This window comes from Brevibacterium jeotgali, from assembly GCF_900169175.1.
Lineage (GTDB): Bacteria > Actinomycetota > Actinomycetes > Actinomycetales > Brevibacteriaceae > Brevibacterium > Brevibacterium jeotgali.
In genome coordinates this window covers 69104-87283 of the sequence record NZ_FXZM01000013.1, presented here as the reverse complement: position 1 = coordinate 87283, position 18180 = coordinate 69104, and the positions used below count along the sequence as shown (strand labels likewise).

Annotated in this window: 15 protein-coding genes; 3 read left to right on the top strand and 12 right to left on the bottom strand. The window is 66.5% G+C overall.

The annotated features are described in order from the left end of the window. Positions 1–154: 154 nt before the first annotated feature. The 6 genes from BJEO58_RS12710 to BJEO58_RS12685 all read right to left on the bottom strand — a co-directional run bounded on the left by BJEO58_RS12710 (position 155) and on the right by BJEO58_RS12685 (position 7403). The gene (locus BJEO58_RS12710) at positions 155–952 is read right to left on the bottom strand and encodes a VOC family protein (RefSeq protein WP_101589842.1); all 798 of its coding nucleotides are present in this window, start codon (positions 950–952) and stop codon (positions 155–157) included. 139 nt (positions 953–1091) lie between these two features. Then, positions 1092–1838, bottom strand: coding sequence for a helix-turn-helix transcriptional regulator (locus tag BJEO58_RS12705; protein WP_101589841.1), 747 nt, complete (start codon positions 1836–1838; stop codon positions 1092–1094). Between the two features lie 80 nt (positions 1839–1918). Then, positions 1919–2401, bottom strand: coding sequence for a DUF1990 domain-containing protein (locus tag BJEO58_RS12700; RefSeq protein ID WP_087004646.1), 483 nt, complete (start codon positions 2399–2401; stop codon positions 1919–1921). Positions 2402–2436: 35 nt separating this feature from the next. Continuing rightward, positions 2437–3723: an FAD-dependent oxidoreductase gene (locus tag BJEO58_RS12695; protein WP_246076051.1), complete on the bottom strand. Its 1287-nt coding sequence runs from the start codon at positions 3721–3723 to the stop codon at positions 2437–2439. A 24-nt stretch (positions 3724–3747) separates the two neighbouring features. Beyond that, positions 3748–5850, bottom strand: coding sequence for a GmrSD restriction endonuclease domain-containing protein (locus BJEO58_RS12690; protein WP_246076104.1), 2103 nt, complete (start codon positions 5848–5850; stop codon positions 3748–3750). 35 nt (positions 5851–5885) lie between these two features. Further along, positions 5886–7403: a DUF262 domain-containing protein gene (locus BJEO58_RS12685; RefSeq protein WP_180951950.1), complete on the bottom strand. Its 1518-nt coding sequence runs from the start codon at positions 7401–7403 to the stop codon at positions 5886–5888. Positions 7404–7531: 128 nt separating this feature from the next. Here BJEO58_RS12685 and BJEO58_RS12680 point away from each other — a divergent pair, with 128 nt between their 5' ends. Continuing rightward, positions 7532–8062, top strand: a complete 531-nt coding sequence (locus tag BJEO58_RS12680; RefSeq protein WP_087004639.1) for a DinB family protein — start codon at positions 7532–7534, stop codon at positions 8060–8062. A 123-nt stretch (positions 8063–8185) separates the two neighbouring features. Here the strand turns inward: BJEO58_RS12680 and BJEO58_RS12675 are convergent, their stop codons facing one another. The 4 genes from BJEO58_RS12675 to BJEO58_RS12660 form a co-directional block, all read right to left on the bottom strand. Beyond that, a complete protein-coding gene (locus BJEO58_RS12675; protein ID WP_219617113.1) occupies positions 8186–9754 on the bottom strand; it encodes a GMC family oxidoreductase in 1569 nt (522 codons plus the stop codon). A 21-nt stretch (positions 9755–9775) separates the two neighbouring features. After that, positions 9776–11266 (bottom strand): aldehyde dehydrogenase family protein, encoded by a 1491-nt coding sequence (locus BJEO58_RS12670; protein WP_101589837.1) that lies wholly within the window; start codon positions 11264–11266, stop codon positions 9776–9778. Continuing rightward, positions 11263–13488, bottom strand: a complete 2226-nt coding sequence (gene betT, locus BJEO58_RS12665; RefSeq protein WP_180951949.1) for a choline BCCT transporter BetT — start codon at positions 13486–13488, stop codon at positions 11263–11265. Before betT ends, BJEO58_RS12670 begins: the two co-directional genes overlap by 4 nt. Before the next feature lie 348 nt (positions 13489–13836). After that, positions 13837–14418 carry a 1-acyl-sn-glycerol-3-phosphate acyltransferase gene (locus BJEO58_RS12660; RefSeq protein WP_101589835.1) on the bottom strand — a complete coding sequence of 194 codons (582 nt, stop codon included), beginning with the start codon at positions 14416–14418 and terminating at the stop codon, positions 13837–13839. Positions 14419–14494: 76 nt separating this feature from the next. Between BJEO58_RS12660 and BJEO58_RS12655 the strand changes: the two genes are divergently transcribed. Beyond that, entirely contained in the window at positions 14495–15925 is a 1431-nt protein-coding gene (locus tag BJEO58_RS12655; protein ID WP_101589834.1) for a dihydrolipoyl dehydrogenase family protein, read from the top strand. Between the two features lie 41 nt (positions 15926–15966). Here the strand turns inward: BJEO58_RS12655 and BJEO58_RS12650 are convergent, their stop codons facing one another. Together BJEO58_RS12650 and BJEO58_RS12645 are read right to left on the bottom strand one after the other, a co-directional pair. Beyond that, positions 15967–16173 (bottom strand): toxin-antitoxin system, antitoxin component domain protein, encoded by a 207-nt coding sequence (locus BJEO58_RS12650; protein WP_101589833.1) that lies wholly within the window; start codon positions 16171–16173, stop codon positions 15967–15969. 185 nt (positions 16174–16358) lie between these two features. After that, the gene (locus BJEO58_RS12645) at positions 16359–16829 is read right to left on the bottom strand and encodes an XRE family transcriptional regulator (protein WP_101589851.1); all 471 of its coding nucleotides are present in this window, start codon (positions 16827–16829) and stop codon (positions 16359–16361) included. Positions 16830–17078: 249 nt separating this feature from the next. Here BJEO58_RS12645 and BJEO58_RS12640 point away from each other — a divergent pair, with 249 nt between their 5' ends. Then, on the top strand, positions 17079–18170 hold the full coding sequence (locus BJEO58_RS12640) for a lysophospholipid acyltransferase family protein (protein WP_144573872.1): 1092 nt from the start codon (positions 17079–17081) through the stop codon (positions 18168–18170). Positions 18171–18180 lie beyond the last annotated feature (10 nt).

Below are 18180 nucleotides of genomic sequence, written 5' to 3'. Positions count from 1 at the left end.
TGAGGAGCGGTCATCGTTGTGACTCCGTTCGAGGATTCTTGGAAGGTTGACTCGAAGGATCACACGGTGGCCGCGTCCACATCCTGACGGATAGGCCGGACCTCCGTGCGCTACACCACTCTATGGGGCTCTACTCCCAGCCCCGATGACGGCCTCAGCCCTCCGGCACCGCTTCACTCATCGCGCAGATCTGGAAGGTCGCTCCCTCCGGGTCCGCGATCGTGGCGATCCGTCCGAACGGGGAGTCGACCGGCCCGTCGAGCAGCTTCCCGCCCAGCTCCGCGACCTTCTCCACCGCCGAGTCAGCGGCTTCGACTCCCAGGTAGACGCGCCAACCGGCTGCCTCCTCGGGCATCACACCGGTCGCATCGCCCAGGCCCCAACTCGCAGTCTCACCCGGGCCGTTGGTGACGTAGCGGAAGCTGTCATCCTCCATCTCCTCGGACATGGCCACGAGGTTCGCGTCGAACACGGCGGTGTAGAACGTGCTCGCCTCATCGAACTTGTGGGTCATGAGCTCGAACCAGACGGGTGAGCCGGGCTGCCCGGTGAAGTCATAGCCATCGAGGTCCTTGGGCTCCCACATGCAGATGGTCGCCCCGGTCGGGTCGATGAGCATCGCCATGCGTCCCAACTCGCCGATCTGGTCTGCGCCCATCGCGATGGTGGCGCCGTGCTTCTCTGCCTTCGCCAGTCGCGCGTCGAGGTCGTCGACGGTGAGGTAGATGCTCCATTCGGCGGGGATCGGCTGGCCCAGAGGACAGGTCATGCCGGTGACGTCCATCGCGCCGCCCACCAGGGCGTCGCCATTGTGGATGAGGTTGTAGCCGCCGAACTCATCGCCCAGCTGCTCGAACGTCCAGCCGAACAGTCCGGTGTAGAAGTCCTTCGCCGCGGCGAAGTCGTGTGCGCTGACATCGATCCATGCGCTGGTGCCGATGGGGTTGCTCATGATTCCTCCTGTAGCCGAGGGCGCGTGGCCCGGGTGGTGATTCCACGCTAGACGGACGATGCGGTCGGTCTTTGTCCGAAACTGCGCAACCGCCGCCGAGGTCCCGGTCGCCGTTCGCCGTGCCCGTCCGTTGCGGTCGTCACCGCGTGCACAGACTGGGCAGGGCGGTGAGGAGCGGCATGCGGCGTGCGGTCGGCGAGGTCTCGAAGCGCAGGGTGACGTCCGCCGATGCGGTGAGTGGTGCCGGGTGCACACCGACCATCGGTTCCGGCGGCACCAGCTGGGCCATCGGATCGGCCTGTGCGGGGACCGCGAATCCCAGCAGGAAGGGCGCGCCGGGGCACAGCGGCATGCTGACCTCTGTGACACCGGAGATCAGTGCTCCGGACAGAGGCAGGCCGATGGGTGCTGGGTGGGGGTACCAGCCCACCCACAGGGCCGCGTCGCCGCGCGGGCTGAAATCGGCGGGGAGTTCGATCGTGACGCGCACGCATTCGATACCGGGGGAGAGCAGGCTGAAGGGGCGCGGGGGCTTGTCGCTGATGCGGTCGGCGAGGCGCCGCAGCTGCGCGGGCGGGACGCCGACCGTGGAGCGGAAGCGCCGGCTGAAGCTGGAGAGGGAGTCGAACCCGACTGCTGTCGCGACATCGATCACCGATTCGGTCTCCGTGAGCAGCAGCTGCTTCGCACGATCGATCCGCAGGGCCGTGAGGTACTGTCCGGGACCGATGCCGACGTGACGTGCGAAGAGGCGCGCGAAGTGGAAGGGGCTGTACCCGGCGTGATCGGCCAGGTCGGCCACGCTCAGGTCGGCGGCACGCTCCCGCGCGAGCCTGGTCGAGGATGCCACCAGACTCTCCGCCGTCGAGGCCGTGAGCTTCGTCACACAGATGAGTGTACGGAGAGCCGGCGACGGTGCCTACCCCTCGCGGGCTCGGCGGCTCCTGGAATGTTTCGGGGGCGCACTCACGAGGCGGTCAGCGAACGGAGGTACCTGCGCCGCACGACCCGCTGCGCGAGCAGCAGGAGAGGGAAGAGCGGACGCCAGGGCAGCCGCGGAGAGGGACCGGTCAGGGAGCGGATCGTGAGGATGACGTCCTCGCCCTCGCGGTGGACGATGAATGCCTCTTCTCCTGAGACGGGGTGGCCGGGGAGTGTCCGGTAGGAGAATCCGACTCGATCCTCGGACTCGACGACGTGCTCGACCCGGATCGGCTCCCTGACGGTGATGCCGAGGACGCGTGCTGTGACGATGAGTTCGGTGCCGGGCGTCACCGGCTGGTCGTCGTCGACGCGGAAGCCGCTGCGGGTCTTGACCTTCCAACGCAGCAGGTCGGCAGCCGCCCTCTTCCAGGTCTCATCACCACTGCCGATGACCGCAGACACCTCGGAGCGGTGCAGCCGCGTCGAAGGATCGGGCGGCCACACAGCCAGATGCGGGACGGTCATGCGCGGCGCCTCATGAGCAGGAGCATCACACCACACTATGCGACTGACGACGGCGACCGATCGCTGCGACGCCGAGCCCACGCAGGCGCCTTCTCCGGGCGGAAGCCCACACCGACGATGTAGGCGGGGACCACCGACAGGCCAGGCAGCCTTCGCAGGATCCTCCCGATGAGCTGAGGCGGCTGGACCACAGAGCCGTTGAGCGCCGGCGCGATGATGAGCCCCTGCACGAGTCTCTGCACGCCCTGGGTGAGCGCCGTCGGGAGCGCTCGCCTGCGCTGCACGCGAGCAAGGACGCGGTCCTCCACGGGTGCGGTGCGATCCGTGAGCGACGGTGAGAGGAAGCGGGCTGTGGCCACGGCGTCCTGCACCGCGAGGTTGATGCCGATGCCGCCGACTGGGGACATCGCGTGCGCCGCGTCGCCGATGCACAGAACGCCCGCCGCGTACCAGCGGCGCAGTCGATCGATGCGGACGCTCAGATGCTTGACGTCGTCCAGTGAGGAGATGGAGTCGACGTCGTCCGCGACTTCGGGAAGGAGGTCGGCCGTCTCCGCTCTCAGCGCGTCGAGACCTCGAGCGCGCAGCGCGGCGTCGGTGCCCTTGCGGCCCAGCCGCGCGATCTGGAGGTATCTCTCGCGCGGGATCGCGATGAGTGCGCGCCCCGTGTGCATGCGGGGCAGGAGCGAGCCGCCGATGCGGCTGCGGGTGGGAACGCGGTACCACCAGACATCGAAATCGACGGGGAATTCCTTCGTGGGGAGTCCGACGTCCTGGCGGATGACCGACCACCGCCCGTCGCAGGCGATGGTGAGATCGGCGCGCACGGTGCCGGCGCCGTCTGGTGTCGAGTAGTCGACGCCGACGACTCGGTCGCCGTCCCGCACGACGCCCGTGACCTCGTGCTCGGTCAGGAGGGTGAACGACGGTTCGAGGTCTGCGGCCTCGGCGATGAGGTCGAGCAGGTCCCACTGCGGGACCATCGCGATGTACGGATGCCGCACCGGCAGACGGGTGAAGTCCACGAGGGGCACGTCCTCATCGTCTGCCCCCGGCAGCCGCACGCGGTGCAGATGGGACTGGGGGAGTGCGTCGAAGCGCTCGAAGAGTCCCAGGTCGTCGAGCAGCTCCAGAGTGCTGGGATGCACCGTTTCGCCCCGGAAGTCCCGCAGGAAGTCCTGGTGCTTCTCCAGCACGGTGACGTCGATCCCGGCCCGTGCCAGCAGGAGGCCCAGGACCAGTCCCGCCGGGCCTGCGCCGACGATGAGGCAGGTCGTGCGAGACGAGCGTGCAGTCTGAGCAGTGTCGATCGGTGCGTCCACGGTGTCGCCCTTTCGCGTGTGACATCAGCATACGGCGACCGGGGTGTCGGCAGCATTCTGCATCACCCGGAGCATCGCTGAACCGTGCGCGTGGATCTGTTCCTCAGCCCAGTCGTGGGCCTCCAGAGCGAGGGCGGACATGAGCTGGAACTTCAGGCTCTGGCGAGCGGGCTGAAATTCTCTGGCCTTGGCGATCGGCATGAGATTGTTCCGGCGTGCGTTCTCAGACCGGGACATGAGGCAGAGGTTTCCGAAGTGGTTCCCGTCGGACGGATCCAGCCGGCGGTGACCTTGTTCCGAGGACGGCTGAACAGGATAGTAGTGTTCCACGGACGTTCGGTAGCGGAAACGGAACGTCGGCGACGCCTCCGTCAGGCCAGCCACGAGATTCGGGTGGGGCAGCACGTGCGTGAGCTCTGAGCCGTCAGCGACTTCGGCGAGCCTCCAGAGCTCGTAGTCGAGGACATTGAAGAGGAAGTTCGGCACGTGTGTGCCGTCATTCATCACGGCTGTGAAATCCAGCGCCCGGAGGCGGCTCCGTGCCATGGTCTCCAGCTTCTTCACGAAACTCTCGCCATCGACAGCTGAGGGAGCCTCCTGCTGATGGAGCCATTCGAGGATCTGGAAGAGGAAGTACTTCGAGGCGCGACGGGTATCGCTGACCTGGAACATCGCTTGGAGCATGAGCACCTGCCGGTGGACCTGGTCGCGATTCGTGTTCTCATCCGAACCCGTCGACTGTCCTGTTCTGAACGTGGCCCGCGCACTGAGCTGCGCGGTTTTCGCCGGCGGCGCCGGGTATCTCAGTGCCCGGTGAAGCACCCAGTTCTCCTCGTCGTCACCCCCTGCCGTCAGTTGCGTGCGGATGACGTAGGTGTCCAGAAGGTACCGGGTCTTCAGCAGAAGGTAGGCGAACTCCCGTACTTCGGCACGTCGGGACGCGTCATCGAGATGACGCGACGCGAGCATGGAACGGTCGAATTCGCTGAGCAGATACTTGTCCTCGAGTCGTACTCGAAGTTCTGCTCCGTCGCGAGGATCCTCCCAGGTGAAGGTCTCTCTCCTCTGGATTCTCAAGACGTGCAGCAGTAGGTTCGGAAAATCGATGATGGAACCGTACGAACCGGATTCCGGATCGGGATCACCTCCTGCCCGCGAGTCCTCCTGGCTGTCAGAGGCAGTCAGCACATCTGCTAGGAGAATGCGCTGCTCTGACCCGTGAGGTGTGGGCAGTGGTTCGTTCGACGTCGACGTATCGTCACCAGCGAGCATCGCTTGTACATGGTCGAATAGCTCGTCAGCTGACTCCGGTTGGAAGGTGTTCCAACCCGAGCCGAAGAGCATAGTTCTCTCGGAGGTCGCCCCTTCTGGTTTCTGAGTCGGCGAGAACTGAGTCTGTACGTGTCGCTCGAGCACAGAACAGGCGTCCCAGATCGCAGAGAACGCGGCTTGTTCCATGGTGTGAGGAAGCGCTCTGATCATGTTCGCCTTGAGGATCTCGTGCTTCTCGAGCTGCTCGCCGCGGGTATTCATGACTTCGAAGTAGTGGTTGAGGTCGGTGCCAGATGGAAGTGCGGTCTGCAGGATCTTCACGTGCTCCCGCAGATATGTCGCATCCTCCGACGAGAACGCCACGCTGTCGACGAGGTCAGCGTTGGTCGGGTCGAGGTGGGCTCCGCGACTGACGGCTTGTTCGACGAGCTCGGCAGCGAGTCTGATCCCAGGTGTCGTCAGTCGGTTGATCGAGCCGGCTCCGTCGCGTGCTAGACGACGCAGGTCCTCGGCTGCTGCGTCGCGTCCTTCGAACGTGAGCCCCCCGGTGAACTGCGGATCCTCGTTGCCCGTCCCCGGTCCAGTCAGAGAGAGGATGATGAAGAGCGTCGTGAGTCGTTGCTGACCGTCCACCACTTCGAGCAGTGTTCCTTCGTCCGAATGCATCGCGTCGACGACGAGCGAGCCGATGTAGTAGTCGCGGGACCCCCGGCGTGCACGACGGGTCGCAGCGTCCAGACGAGCATCGCGGACGTCTGCCAGCAGTGTGTGGATCTCCGCCGCAGTCCAGGAGTACGCACGCTGATACAGCGGGATCCTGTATCGATGGTGGTCGAAGATCTCCTTCACACTCATGACATTCGGCTGGTCACGGGACATCGCATCGACTGTCATCGGATCCCCTCGCGCTGAGTCTCCTCGTCGCGCTCTGCGGTATCCAGGATCAGCCCGTACAGCCTGCGGAGGGGTTCCGAGCCGGCCTCGTCGACTGAGGGGAGCGGCCGGTCCAGGATGGAACGCGGATCGAGTGCATGGACGATGTCGGCGAACAGGTTTCCGTCTGCGTCGGGGATCCTGTCGTGGCCACGTCTGGCGTGGATGTCCACGGACGCGGGATACACCCTCTGCAAGTGCACTCTGAGAAGGTACGCATACCGTGCGAGGAAGAGTGCCGCGTGTTCCACGTCGTACCATCCGAAGCGGTCGAGGTAGGCCATGAGCAGACAGTCGAACAGTTCACGGACGTAGCGGTATCCGGTTCCTGGCGGCATCGCGTCCAGCATCTTGTGCACCTCGGCGAGTCGCGGGTCACGATCGTCGCCGGCTTCTGCACCGGGAGACGACGCGTCGCCGGCGATCCCCGCGCGCCGAGCCTCACTCACGTAGTGACTGACCATCCTGAAGAACATCTCGCCGTCTATCACTGGTTGGGTGATCTGGAAGGGGAAGTCCAACGCGTCGACGACCCCGTGACGCAGCAGGGTGGAGTTGTCGGAGTGGAAGCGATCGACTGCGGCCTTCGCCAGGAGCACTGGGTGCGCCCACCGGTAGCGACCATTTCCCTGTGCGTCTTCGCGTATGCCTTTGAAGAGGTCCACGTCGTGCGAGCTGAAGCCGTCTCGGGGCATCGGCCGATTCACGGTCCACTGTTTGATCGGGAACAGGACCGCTGCGATCACGTGGTTGATCTCTGCAGGAGGAACCTGCTCCCACTCGCGAACCGCTTCCAGGACGGAGTCCCGCGAGGGGTCCGTCCTGCTGAACTCTCGCAAGTGGTGGGCCTTGAGGAGGTCAGTGGGGAAGAGAGGACGGCCGCGAGTATTCTGCGAGTCGAACATCTGGAACGCTGCATCCAAGTCGCGGACTCTGAGGACAACGACATCGCAGTCATTGAGGAAGAACTCCGTGAAGTCGTTGAGCTCGTCCGGGCTCCAGCGGCTGACGATCGTACGGAGATGGTCGTGGTTGGCACGCAGATTGTGGCCGGTTCGATCGTCCCGTCGCCGAGGTATGGAGATGCCATCGACTGCGGTGCTGAGGTCTTCGATGAAGCGGTCCGTCAGGTCGGACGCGCGAGAGAGCAGCGCATGAGCGATGAGGGCGAAGCTGAGATAGCGCTGCTGACCGTCGACGATGTTCGGACGCGGACGGCGTGAACAGTGGTCGGAATCGTCCTCTGCCGAGTGATTGAGGATGAACGTGCCGATTCGGTATCGGCCCGACGGGCGGAATCGTCTGATGTCGTCGACCAACTCAGTGACGTTCTTCGCAGTCCACGCGTACGGACGCTGGTAGGACGGGATATTCGGGCGCAGGGTCGCCAAGATGTCCTTGACGGATTCGACAGACGCAGTCAGCTGCGGATCCCCGAGATGTGGGTCGATAGTCGAGGTGCTCTGCGCGCTCATGCTCGCCATGCTGTCATACGAAATATGGCGTGACGTGCAGGTCAGGCAACGAAGACCATCATGCGAAGCGCAGACTCGGAGCACAGCTGAGACAAGCTGCCTCGACGTGGCGGGGCATAGTGGGAGGTATGACTGAACACGCCCCGCCTCCCGCAGAGACCGACACCCGTGACTGGACCTTCGTGATCGACGAGGGATGCGAGCAGTGCGGCTACGCACCGCACGATCCCGCGACAACCGCGCAGCGACTCCTCGCCCTGCCGTCCCGGTGGAACGCCGTGCTGAGGAGGGACGACGCAGCCGTGCGACCACGCGACGGCGTGTGGTCACCGCTCGAGTACGCGGGCCACTCCCGCGACCTCGCCATCGCTCTGGGAGAGCGCATCACCGCGATGCTCGACGCGCAGAACCCCACATTCGCGGACTACGACGGCGAAGCCGAGGCCGTGCGCGGTGAGTTCTGGGCAGCCGACCCCGCGCAGGTGGCGCGGGAGATCGAGCAGGGGACTGGGGCCTCGGCGGCGGTGTTCGACCGAGTGACCGACGGCGACTGGGACCGCACCGGCCAGCGCAGCGACGGCTTCACCTTCACCGTCGCGACGCTCAGCCGGTACTTAGTCCACGACCTCGAGCACCACCTGCACGACGTCGACGGCTGAGCGCGCGCACGCGCAGCGGACACGCGAACGGCGGGGTGCGAGCAGATCTGCTCCCACCCCGCCGTTCGTCTGCGTGCAGCCGGTCAGTCGGTCACCCGGCCGCACCGCGTTCCGTGCTGAGGCTCACCGGTCGGCCTTGATGAGGTCCGATGCGCGCTCGCCCATCAGCATCACGGAGATGTTCGGATTCACCGCTGGCAGCTGCGGCATGGCCGAGGCATCGACCACGCGCAGTCCGGACACGCCCTTGACCCGCAGCTGGGGATCCAGCGGCGACATGTCGTCATCGACCGCACCCATCCGGCAGGAGCCGGCGGGGTGGTAGACCGTGTTGTGCGTCTTCGAGACGTACTCCGCGATCTGCTCATCGGTCTGCACGTCCTCGCCCGGGAACAGCTCGCGGCTGACCTTGTCGGCCATCGCCGGCTGGGCGATGATCTCGCGGGCCCTCTTGATGCCCGCGACGGCCACGCGCATGTCGTGGCCCTCCTCATCCGTGAAGTACCGCGGGTCGACCTTCGGCTTGTCGCGGTAGTCCAGCGACCGCAGACGCACCGTGCCGCGGGACTTCGCGTGCGTGACATTGGGGGTCAGCGCGAAGGACTCCGGCGAGGTGGGGTAGCCCTGGCGACGCGTGTGCATATCGAAGGGCACACTGCCGTAGTGCATCATGAGGTCCGGCAGATCCAGCCCGTCCTGCGTGGCTGCGAAGATGCCGATCTCCCACCACTGGGTGGCGTCGCGGACCATCGGCTCCTTCGTTTCCCACGAGATCACCGCTTCCGGGTGATCCTGCAGGTTCGACCCCACACCGGGGGAGTCGACCCGGACATCGATGCCGAACTCGCGCAGGTGGTCGGCCGGTCCGATGCCTGAGAGCATGAGCAGCTTCGGCGTATCGATCGCACCGGCGCTCAGCACGATCTCACGCGTCGCCCGCAGCACGGACGACCGGTCGAACGAGTTGTCGACGTACTCGACGCCCACCGCGCGGTCGCCCTCGAACAGCAGGCGCATGACCCAGTGCCCGGTGAGGATGTCCAGGTTCTTCCGCTCATCCTGGATCGGGTGCAGGTAGGACACCGACGAGGAGGAGCGCGTGCCGTCGGCCTTCCGGTTGATCTGGAAGAATCCGGCGCCGTTCACCACGGTCTCGCCGTCGTTGAAGACGGCGCGGGGGATACCGGCCTGCTCGCAGGCGTCCAGCACCGCGACGCCGATCGGGTCCTCGGGCGGCACATCCATGAGGTGCACCGGGCCGGCGGTCCCGTGCTTCTCGCCGCCGCGCGCATTGGTCTCCAGGCGCTTGAGGAGCGGGAGGATGTTCTCCGCATCCCAGCCCTCCGCGCCCAGCTCGACCCACAGGTCCAGGTCCTCGGCCGGCGGGTGGAACGCGATGCAGGAGTTGTGCGACGAGCAGCCGCCCAGCACCTTGGCGCGCGCGTGGCGCATGAACGAGTTGCCGTTCTCCTGCGGCTCGATCGGGTAGTCCCAGTCCAGCCCGGACTCCAGCAGCTCCGGCCAGCGCTTGAGGTCCAGGACCTCGGCATGGTCCTGGTCGTGGGGGCCGGCCTCCAGCAGCGCGACCGTGACGTCCGTGTCCTCACTGAGTCGTGCGGCGACCGCGGCGCCCGCCGATCCTCCACCGATGACCACGTAGTCGTATTCGCGAACGGGATTCTCCGATGTCATGTCGTCGATCATCTGTGCTCCTCATCCTTCCTTGCGCGGGAACCAGTCGGCCGGGGCCGGCTCGGTGTTCTGGTAGATGTGCTTGGGCTCGACGTACTCGCCCATGCCGGACGGGCCGAGCTCACGGCCGATCCCGGACTGCTTGAAGCCGCCCCACTCCGCCTGCGGCAGGTAGGGGTGGTAGTCGTTGATCCAGATCGTGCCGTGGCGCAGCTTGCGCGAGACGCGGTTGGCGACACCCGCGTCCGAGGTCCACACGGCACCTGCGAGCCCGTACTCGGTGTGGTTGGCGGTCTGGATCGCCTCCGCCTCAGTGGAGAAGGTCTCCACGGTGATGACGGGACCGAAGCCCTCCTCGATCACGGCGGGGTTGTCGCGGGTGCACTGGTCCAGGACCGTCGGGGCGTAGAAGAAGCCGTTCGCGTGCTCCTCGCCGCCCCAGTGACCGCCGACCCGCAGGCGCGCGCCGGCCTCGACGCCGCGCGTGACGTAGTCGGTGACCTTGTCGCGGTGCTCCTGCGAGATGAGCGGTCCGGTCTCCGCCTTCTCATCGAACGGGCCGCCCATGACGATGCCCTCAGCACGGCTGACCAGCTCGTCGACGAAGCGCTCTGCGATCGTGTCCTGCACGATCAGGCGCGTGCCGGCCGAGCACACGAGCCCGGAATCCAGGAATGCGGCGGTCAGCGCATTGTCGACCGCCGCCTCGAAATCGGCGTCGGCGAAGACGACGTTCGGGTTCTTGCCGCCCAGCTCCAGGGCGACCTTCTTCACCGTCGCGGCCGCGGATTCGGAGATCTTCCGACCGGTGACGGCGCCGCCTGTGAAGGACACCAGGTCGATGCCCGGGTGGGTGGACAGCGGCGCGCCCACGGTGCCGCCGGCGCCGAGGACCAGGTTGGCCACGCCCGCGGGCAGGCCTGCCGCTTCGAGCACCTCCATGAGGAGCATCGACGTGTGCGGGGTGAGTTCCGCAGGCTTGAGGATAAACGAGTTGCCGGCGGCCAGCGCGGGGGCGACCTTCCAGGACGCCTGCAGCAGCGGGAAGTTCCACGGGGTGATCATCCCGCAGACGCCCACGGGCTCGTAGACGACGCGGGAGATCACGGACGAATCGCCCGCGTCGACCAGGCGACCCGGATTCTGATCCGCGATCTTCCCGAAGTAGCGGAAGGCTGAGGCGATGTCGTCCATGTCGCCTTCGGCCTCGACCAGCCGCTTGCCGGTGTCCAGGGCCTCTGCGCGGGCGAAGTCGTCCTTGCGCGCGGTTATGCCGTCTGCGACGCGCAGCAGGAGGTCGCCGCGCTCGGATGCGGGCCGGTCGGCCCAGACGCCGTCGTCGTAGGCGCGGCGCGCGGCCGCGATGGCTCGCTCGACGTCCTCAGGCGTGGCCTCGGAGACGACCCCGACCTCGGCGCCGTCGGCCGGGCAGGTCACCGTGCGGGTGCCTCCGTCGGACGAGGCGACCCAGGATCCGTCGATGTACAGGGTGGTTGCGTCGGATGTCGTCATCGCGATTCTCCTTCTGCAGGTGCTGCGGATTCGTCGGGTGCTACTGGGGTTGCTGCTGCGGATTCGTCGGTGTCGAGTTCGTCGACGACCGCCTGGTCTGTGTCCCACCACTGATCCGGGATTTCGGAGTCCATCCGCGCGGCGGGTGCTCCCTTGTCCCCGGTCAGCGTCATGAACGCGACGTGGGCGTCATAGGCGTCGAGCACGTCGGAGATGACCTGGTCCTTCGTGTACCCCATGATGTCCTGTCCGCGGGAACCGGTCGCGGAGAAGACCTCGAGCTGGAAGTAGACGTCCTTCGTGACCGCGAGGTTCGCGGCGAAGCTGGGCACCGGGTAGGCGACGGGGTACGCCTGGTAATTGAAGTCCTCCTGCTCCGGGAAGTGGACCGTGAGGTCGATGTGGGGGATCGGGTAGTCGGAGTGCTCGCCGCGATGGCAGTGGACGTCTGCCCCGAGCTTCTGAAGCTCCGCGGCGACCTCCTCGACCGCCGGTGCCGCGACGTTGTTGACGTAGCGGGTGATCTGCGGTGCGGAGGCATACGACATCCGGCGCGTGAGCCGCTGGCGCCAGCTGCCGCGTTCGCCGCCCTCACGGATCCGGCTGTTGAGCACATCCGGCATGGACGCGATCTGGGAGTCCAGGGTCAGGCGCTCGGACCTCAGCACTTTGAACAGGCTGAACATCACCAGGTAGACGACGATCGACAGCGGCAGGCCGACCACGACGGTCGCCGCCTGCAGCGTGTAGACGCCGTCGATGAACAGCATGGAGAGGGTCAGGGCGCCGGTGATGACCGCCCAGACGATCCGCAGCCACGGAGCGCCGTCGGAGTCCTTGACGGACGCCTTCGACGTCATGTTCGCCATCACCAGGGAACCGGAGTCCGCGGAGGTGACATAGAAGAACAGGCCCGTGACGACCGCGAGACCCACGGTGAACAGGGAGCCCGGGTACTGCTCCAGCAGGTTGAAGAACCCGGATTCGGGCAGTTCCACCGCCAGATTCATGAACTCCTCGTCCCCGGCCTTGAAGAAGGTCAGGGCCGCATTGCCGAAGATCGAGACCCACAGCAGGATGAAGGCGAAGGGGATCAGCAGGACGCCGATCACGAACTGGCGCAGCGTGCGTCCGCGGGAGATGCGGGCGAGGAAGAGGCTGACGAACGGCGCCCAGGCGATCCACCAGGCCCAGAAGAACAGCGTCCAGTCGGCCATCCACTGATCCGCCGGGTAGTCCGGCGAACCGGTCTCGTGCGCGAAGGTGTTCATCATCATCGACGGGAAGCCGGAGAAGAAGTCGCCGATGTTCTGGACCAGGGCGTTGAGCAGGTGGGCCGTCTGGCCGGAGAACAGCACCCACAGCATGAGGATGACTGCGAGGAACACGTTCAGCTCTGACAGGCGACGGATGCCCTTGTCGACGCCGGAGACGGTCGACAGGATCGTGATGAAGACGGCCAGTGCCATGATCGCGATCTGGATGCCGATCGAGGTCGGGATGCCGAACATCGAGGACAGGCCGAAGTTCAGGAAGACGACGCCGATGCCCAGCGACACGGAGATGCCGAAGATCGTGCCGATCGTCGCGGCGATCTCCACCGAGTGGCCGATGGGGCCGTGGATCCGCTTGCCGAAGATCGGGGCGAGGGCGGACCGGATGCTGAGCGGCAGGTGGTAGCGGTAGGCGAAGAGGCCCAACGCCATACCCATGAGCGCGTACATCGCCCATCCGGGGATGCCGTAGTGGAAGATCGTCCAGATAGGTGCCCAGCGGGCCGCGTCGGGGGACATCGCTTCGACGTCCGGCGGCGTGAGGAAGTTCGTGGCAGGTCCGGAGATGCCGAAGAACATGAGGTCGACGCCGATGCCGGCGGCGAACAGCATGGATGCCCAGGTGAACATGTTGAACTTCGGCTTGGAATGATCCGGCCCCATCTTCGTGCGGCCCACGCGGGAGAAGGCCACGATGAGGACGAACACCACCACGATGGTGGCGGTGAGGACGTAGTACCAGCCGAAGTTGGTCGCGATCCAGCCCATCGCGCCGAAGATCACGGTCTCAGCCTGCGCGGGCAGCAGCGCCGCCCAGAGGACGAACGCTCCGATGATGACGGCGGTGCCGATGAAGACCGGCCAGTTGACGGGTGAGCGCTTGCCGACCGGCTCGGTGTGAGCGTCGGGGCCCGGTGGGGGACTCTGATCCTCTACGGCTGCTGCCACTGGCTTGTTTCCTCTCGTTCCGGCGCGCGAGCGGTCGCTCAGTCCTCGCCGGTGCAGAATCGACGTCTGATGGTGGTGATGCGGTCACGCAGCGTGTTCAGCTGGTGAGACCGCAGACCCGATTCACAGTATGCGCCGACTGCATTGTTTGCTAGCGCTGAGCGGCTTTCGATGCGGGTTTGAGAGACGACTCACGAAAGTTACCCGTAAGTACAGTGCGAGTTCCCTGACCGGTCATTTCTGGGCGCGTCTCGGCATGTCCTGCCACGTCTGGTCATGTCCGGCCATGTCTGCGAGGCGCGGGGGAATGGCCGGTTGGCCCTGCGCGGACTAGCCGCCGTGACCGGCTTACTCACCCAGCCCGGACGATTCGTCGCGCAGCCGCGGCTCGACCCGCTTGTCGGGATGGAATCCGGTCTTGTCCGCGTAGAAGGCGCGGATGCGGTCCATGTCCGCCTCGACGTCACCGGTCAGCTCGATGGTCGGACCGAGCCCCGTCGTCATCGTGGTGCGGTCGACGTATCCCAGCGTGACGGGCATGCCGGTCTCCCGGGCGATGCGGTAGAAGCCGGACTTCCAGTGCGTGTGCCCGGAGCGCGTGCCGTCCGGGGTGACGACGAGGCCGAACACCTCGCCCGCGTGCGCCTGGCGCACGATGTCCGCGACGACGCGGGACGGGTTCTCGCGGTCGACCGGCACTCCGCCCAGACCGCGCATGATCGGACCGCGCCAGCTGGTGAAGAGGCTGTTCTTCCCCAGCCACCGCACATCGATGCCCAGCCGCCAGGCGATGCCGAGCATCAGGATGAAGTCCCAGTTGGAGGTGTGGGGTGCGCCGATGAGGATCGTCGGCCGATCCGGCGCCGGCTGCGTCGTCAGCTTCCAGGGACTGACGAACCAGTAGGCGCGGGATACGAGGCGTCTGAGCACGTCCTCACTGTAAGGCCACGGCGGGCCGATGCCCACTGATAGCGTGAAAACACTTCCGCACGGAGAGAGGTGGACCATGACGGGGACAGCAGCTGGAACCGGGAAAGACCACACCGACCACTCCGACAGCACTGACCACTCCGAGCACGTCGACATCCTGGTGATCGGATGGGGCAAGGGCGGGAAGACCCTCGCCGGCACTGCCGCGAAGCGCGGCCTGCGCGTCGCCATGATCGAGCAGTCCCGGGACATGATCGGCGGGACGTGCATCAATGTGGCCTGCGTGCCGACGAAGATCCTGCTCCACGATGCGGAAGCGCGCCGCACGGACGATGACCCCGACGGCAGCTTCGCTGCAGCCGTCGAGCGACGCGACAGCCTCACGGCCGCGATGCGCGAGAAGAACCACAGCATGCTCGCCGATCTCGACTCCGTCCTGCTGGTCACGGGGCACGCGGAGTTCACCGGCGAGCGGGAGGTACGGGTGACCGGCGGCGACGAGACGCTGCGCGTGTCGGCCGATACCGTTCTCATCAACACCGGTTCCTACCCCGCCGTGCCGCCGATCGACGGGGCCCGGGTGGGCGGCCGCATCCACGATTCGGAGACGCTGCAGCATGTCTCGCCGCGGTCTCGGTCGCTGGTCATCGTGGGCGGCGGCTACGTCGGCCTCGAGTTCGCGTCGATGTTCGCCCACTTCGGCACCGACGTCACCGTGCTGGATCGCGGCGAGCGGCCGCTGCGCCACGAGGATGCGGACGTCGCGGACACGGCGGCGGACGCGCTGCGGGCCGACGGTGTCCGGATCACGCCGGGAGCCTCGGTCACCGCGGTCCAGGACGGGCCGGACCTCGCCCGGGTCACCTACGACGTGGATGGAGAGTCCCGGACGATCGACGCCGAGGCCGTCCTCCTGGCACTCGGACGCACGCCGGCCTCGGCGGGGCTGGGGCTGGGTCGTGCCGGCGTGGCCACGGATGACGACGGGTACGTCGTCGTGGACGACCGGCTGCGGACGTCTGCGGAGGGCGTGTATGCGCTGGGCGATGTCAACGGCGGTCCGCAGTTCACGTACGTCTCGCTGGATGACAACCGCATCGTCGCCGACCAGCTGTTCGGAGCCGGCGATCGATCCACCGCCGACCGCACTGCCGTGCCGTACGCGATGTTCCTCTCCCCGCCGCTCGCGCGGGTCGGTCTCACAGAGGCCGAAGCTCGTGAGCAGGGTCGCGAGGTGCTGGTGGGCTCCAAGCAGATGGCGGACATCGGCGCGGCGCCCCGAGCGAAGATCGAAGGCGAGCCGCGGGGCATCGTCAAGTGCGTCGTCGATGCCGGAACCGACGAGGTCCTCGGTGCGGCGCTCATGCACGTGCACTCGCAGGAAGTGATCAACCTCGTCGCGCTGGCGATCCGCCACGGGATCACGGCCACGCAGCTGCGGGACTCGATCTACACGCACCCGTCTGCGACGGAGGCGCTCAACGAGGTGCTGGGCGGGCTGCGGTGAGGACGTGAGCGTTCGCTGGACCCACGCGCCGCTCACGAGGATCAGCGGCGGAGCAGCCGTTCGACGATCTCGGGAACTGTGACCGTGACCGCGCTCCAGAACAGACCGTCGTTCATCGCTGCGTATCCAGCATGAGCGGCAATGTTGCGCGTTGCACGGATCGCAGTGATCTCCTGCTGACTCAGCACGTCCGCCCAGGGCGCGAATTCGGGCCGTTCGGTCAATGATGCCAGCCGGATGATCACCATGCTCGCGACATCATAGGACGCAGATCCGTCGACGAAATCGTCCCGTGGGCTGGAGGCTACCGACTGGGCGCGCCGGAGAATACGCGAGAGCTCGTCCCGTATGTTCTCGTCATCGTGAGCCCCCGATCGTTGCCCTTGTCGGCGAGGTGCACGAACGTACGGGCCGTCCGGGTGCTCCGACGCGGTCATACCTGAACCGCCTCCTGCAGGACATCCCAACCAGGAGGGAAGGGGCCGTTGTCGACGATGACATCTGCATGGAACCCGGTGATTCTTCTGACTTCTTCTCCGAAGAGGGAGAGGTCGAATAGGTCGATGCCGTCGTCGGGAGTGACGAGGAGATCGATGTCGCTTTCGAAGCCATCCTCACCGCGAGCGACCGAACCGAACACTCGGACGTTCCGCAGCCCCATCCCGGACGCCAGATTCCTGATCGACGCGAAGCTCCGCTCCAATGCGAGTGAGGGGCGGTAATCGGCGGCCTTCAGTACGCGTTCGAGCATGTCTGAGGAAACGTTTCGCGCGCCTGTCTCCATCTGCGCCAAGCTGGGCTGGCGCAGCCCAGCGCGCAGCGCCAGTGCTGCTTGCGTCAGACCGGCGTCGAGTCGCGCACTGCGGATCAGCTCGCCGGGTTCATCCGTCTGGAACCGTGCCATGCGCGCCATTATAGCGCGACGCTATCGTCGCCATGGCGCAGCCAGGTTCGCCGTTGCAGATCCGCACCATGGAACGGCGCGTCACTGTTCAGGCCCTGTGCCAGACTGATCGGCATGAGGAAGCCTCCGCGCAGCACAGCTCTGGGAGCATGGCACCGGTGGGTCCTCACGTGCATGCGACGCGCATCCTTCGTCCGAGTGCGAACGGGTGGAACAGCCCCGGGTCCGCGACGCCGCCCGCGTCTCATCGTGTCGAGCCACCGCAACGGGGCGATCGACGGTGCGCTGGTCCAGTCAGCATTCCCGGATGCGCAGTACCTCGTGTCGATGCAGCTGCTGCGCGGCCCGCTGCGCCTGCTCTTCACCGGGATCCCCGTCATTCGGCAGCGCGATGTCGAGCGCTACGGGATGGACCGTTCGAGCGTGAACGACCCGGTGAGCGCCGGCGTTGACCACCTGACCGCTGGCGGTGACCTGGTGATCTTCCTCGAGGGCACCAGCGAATGGCAGCACACAGCCGGGACCTACCAGCGAGGTGCCGCGAAGATCTTCTGCCGCCTGCAGGAAGCAGGTGTCGACGTCGACGTCATCCCCGTGGGCCTGTTCTATCTGGCGCCGGAGCGCTTCGGCACGATCGCTGAACTGTGGTGCGGACCCACCATCGACCTGCCGCAGGACACGGACGGGCCACGCATCGAGAGGGAGAAGCGAGCGCACACGATTCTCTGCGAGGCACTCGATGCGGTATCGGTGCACTGCCCGGATCCACAGACCTTCGACATCGTGCAGCGGCGGGCGACCGATCGAGCGAGAGCAGGGGAGTCGTTCGCGGGGGCATTCCTCGACGAGCAGGCCGCGGCGGTGCGGGGCATGGCCGGCACGGCCGTTGCCGACGGGGGCCCGGCTGCCGGCTCGGCTGTCTCCGCGGAGCCGGTCACGGCCTCGGGCTCGGCCTCGGCCTCTGCCGCGACAGCGGCTCCGTCGCCGTGGCCCCGCCGACTGGGGATCGCTCTCCACTGGCTGTTCGCCCCCGTCCTCCTCGCGGGCTGGTTCGCGGGCACGAAGGCCGATGAACGGAACACCGTGTCGTTCTTCCGGAGCCTGGGCGGCAGCGCGGGGGTGGTGATCTGGCTCGTCCTCGTGGTGGTCGGCGGAGTGTGGACGGCCCTCGCCGGTGCCGGAGCGACTGCGGCGGCGGTGGCGGGAGCGGGCGTGCTCAGTGCAGTGCTCGGGCGCCTGATCCTCCGCGCTCGTCGCTGGCAGCCCGACACAGCACCGATGGACACCGACCTTCTGAACAGTGCCGCTCGCGACGTCGCACAGAACACCGAGCGCACCTGACCCGCCCGAC

What these genes read in the sequence shown, in the direction of transcription:
- BJEO58_RS12700 (WP_087004646.1), bottom strand. Translation starts at nt 2,401, where the DNA reads ATGACCGTCCCGCATCTGGCTGTGTGGCCGCCCGATCCTTCGACGCGG.
- BJEO58_RS12670 (WP_101589837.1), bottom strand. Translation starts at nt 11,266, where the DNA reads ATGACGACATCCGACGCAACCACCCTGTACATCGACGGATCCTGGGTC.
- BJEO58_RS12645 (WP_101589851.1), bottom strand. Translation starts at nt 16,829, where the DNA reads ATGGCACGGTTCCAGACGGATGAACCCGGCGAGCTGATCCGCAGTGCG.
- BJEO58_RS12650 (WP_101589833.1), bottom strand. Translation starts at nt 16,173, where the DNA reads ATGGTGATCATCCGGCTGGCATCATTGACCGAACGGCCCGAATTCGCG.
- BJEO58_RS12685 (WP_180951950.1), bottom strand. Translation starts at nt 7,403, where the DNA reads ATGAGCGCGCAGAGCACCTCGACTATCGACCCACATCTCGGGGATCCG.
- BJEO58_RS12675 (WP_219617113.1), bottom strand. Translation starts at nt 9,754, where the DNA reads ATGACATCGGAGAATCCCGTTCGCGAATACGACTACGTGGTCATCGGT.
- BJEO58_RS12710 (WP_101589842.1), bottom strand. Translation starts at nt 952, where the DNA reads ATGAGCAACCCCATCGGCACCAGCGCATGGATCGATGTCAGCGCACAC.
- BJEO58_RS12655 (WP_101589834.1), top strand. Translation starts at nt 14,495, where the DNA reads ATGACGGGGACAGCAGCTGGAACCGGGAAAGACCACACCGACCACTCC.
- BJEO58_RS12690 (WP_246076104.1), bottom strand. Translation starts at nt 5,850, where the DNA reads ATGAGTGTGAAGGAGATCTTCGACCACCATCGATACAGGATCCCGCTG.
- BJEO58_RS12680 (WP_087004639.1), top strand. Translation starts at nt 7,532, where the DNA reads ATGACTGAACACGCCCCGCCTCCCGCAGAGACCGACACCCGTGACTGG.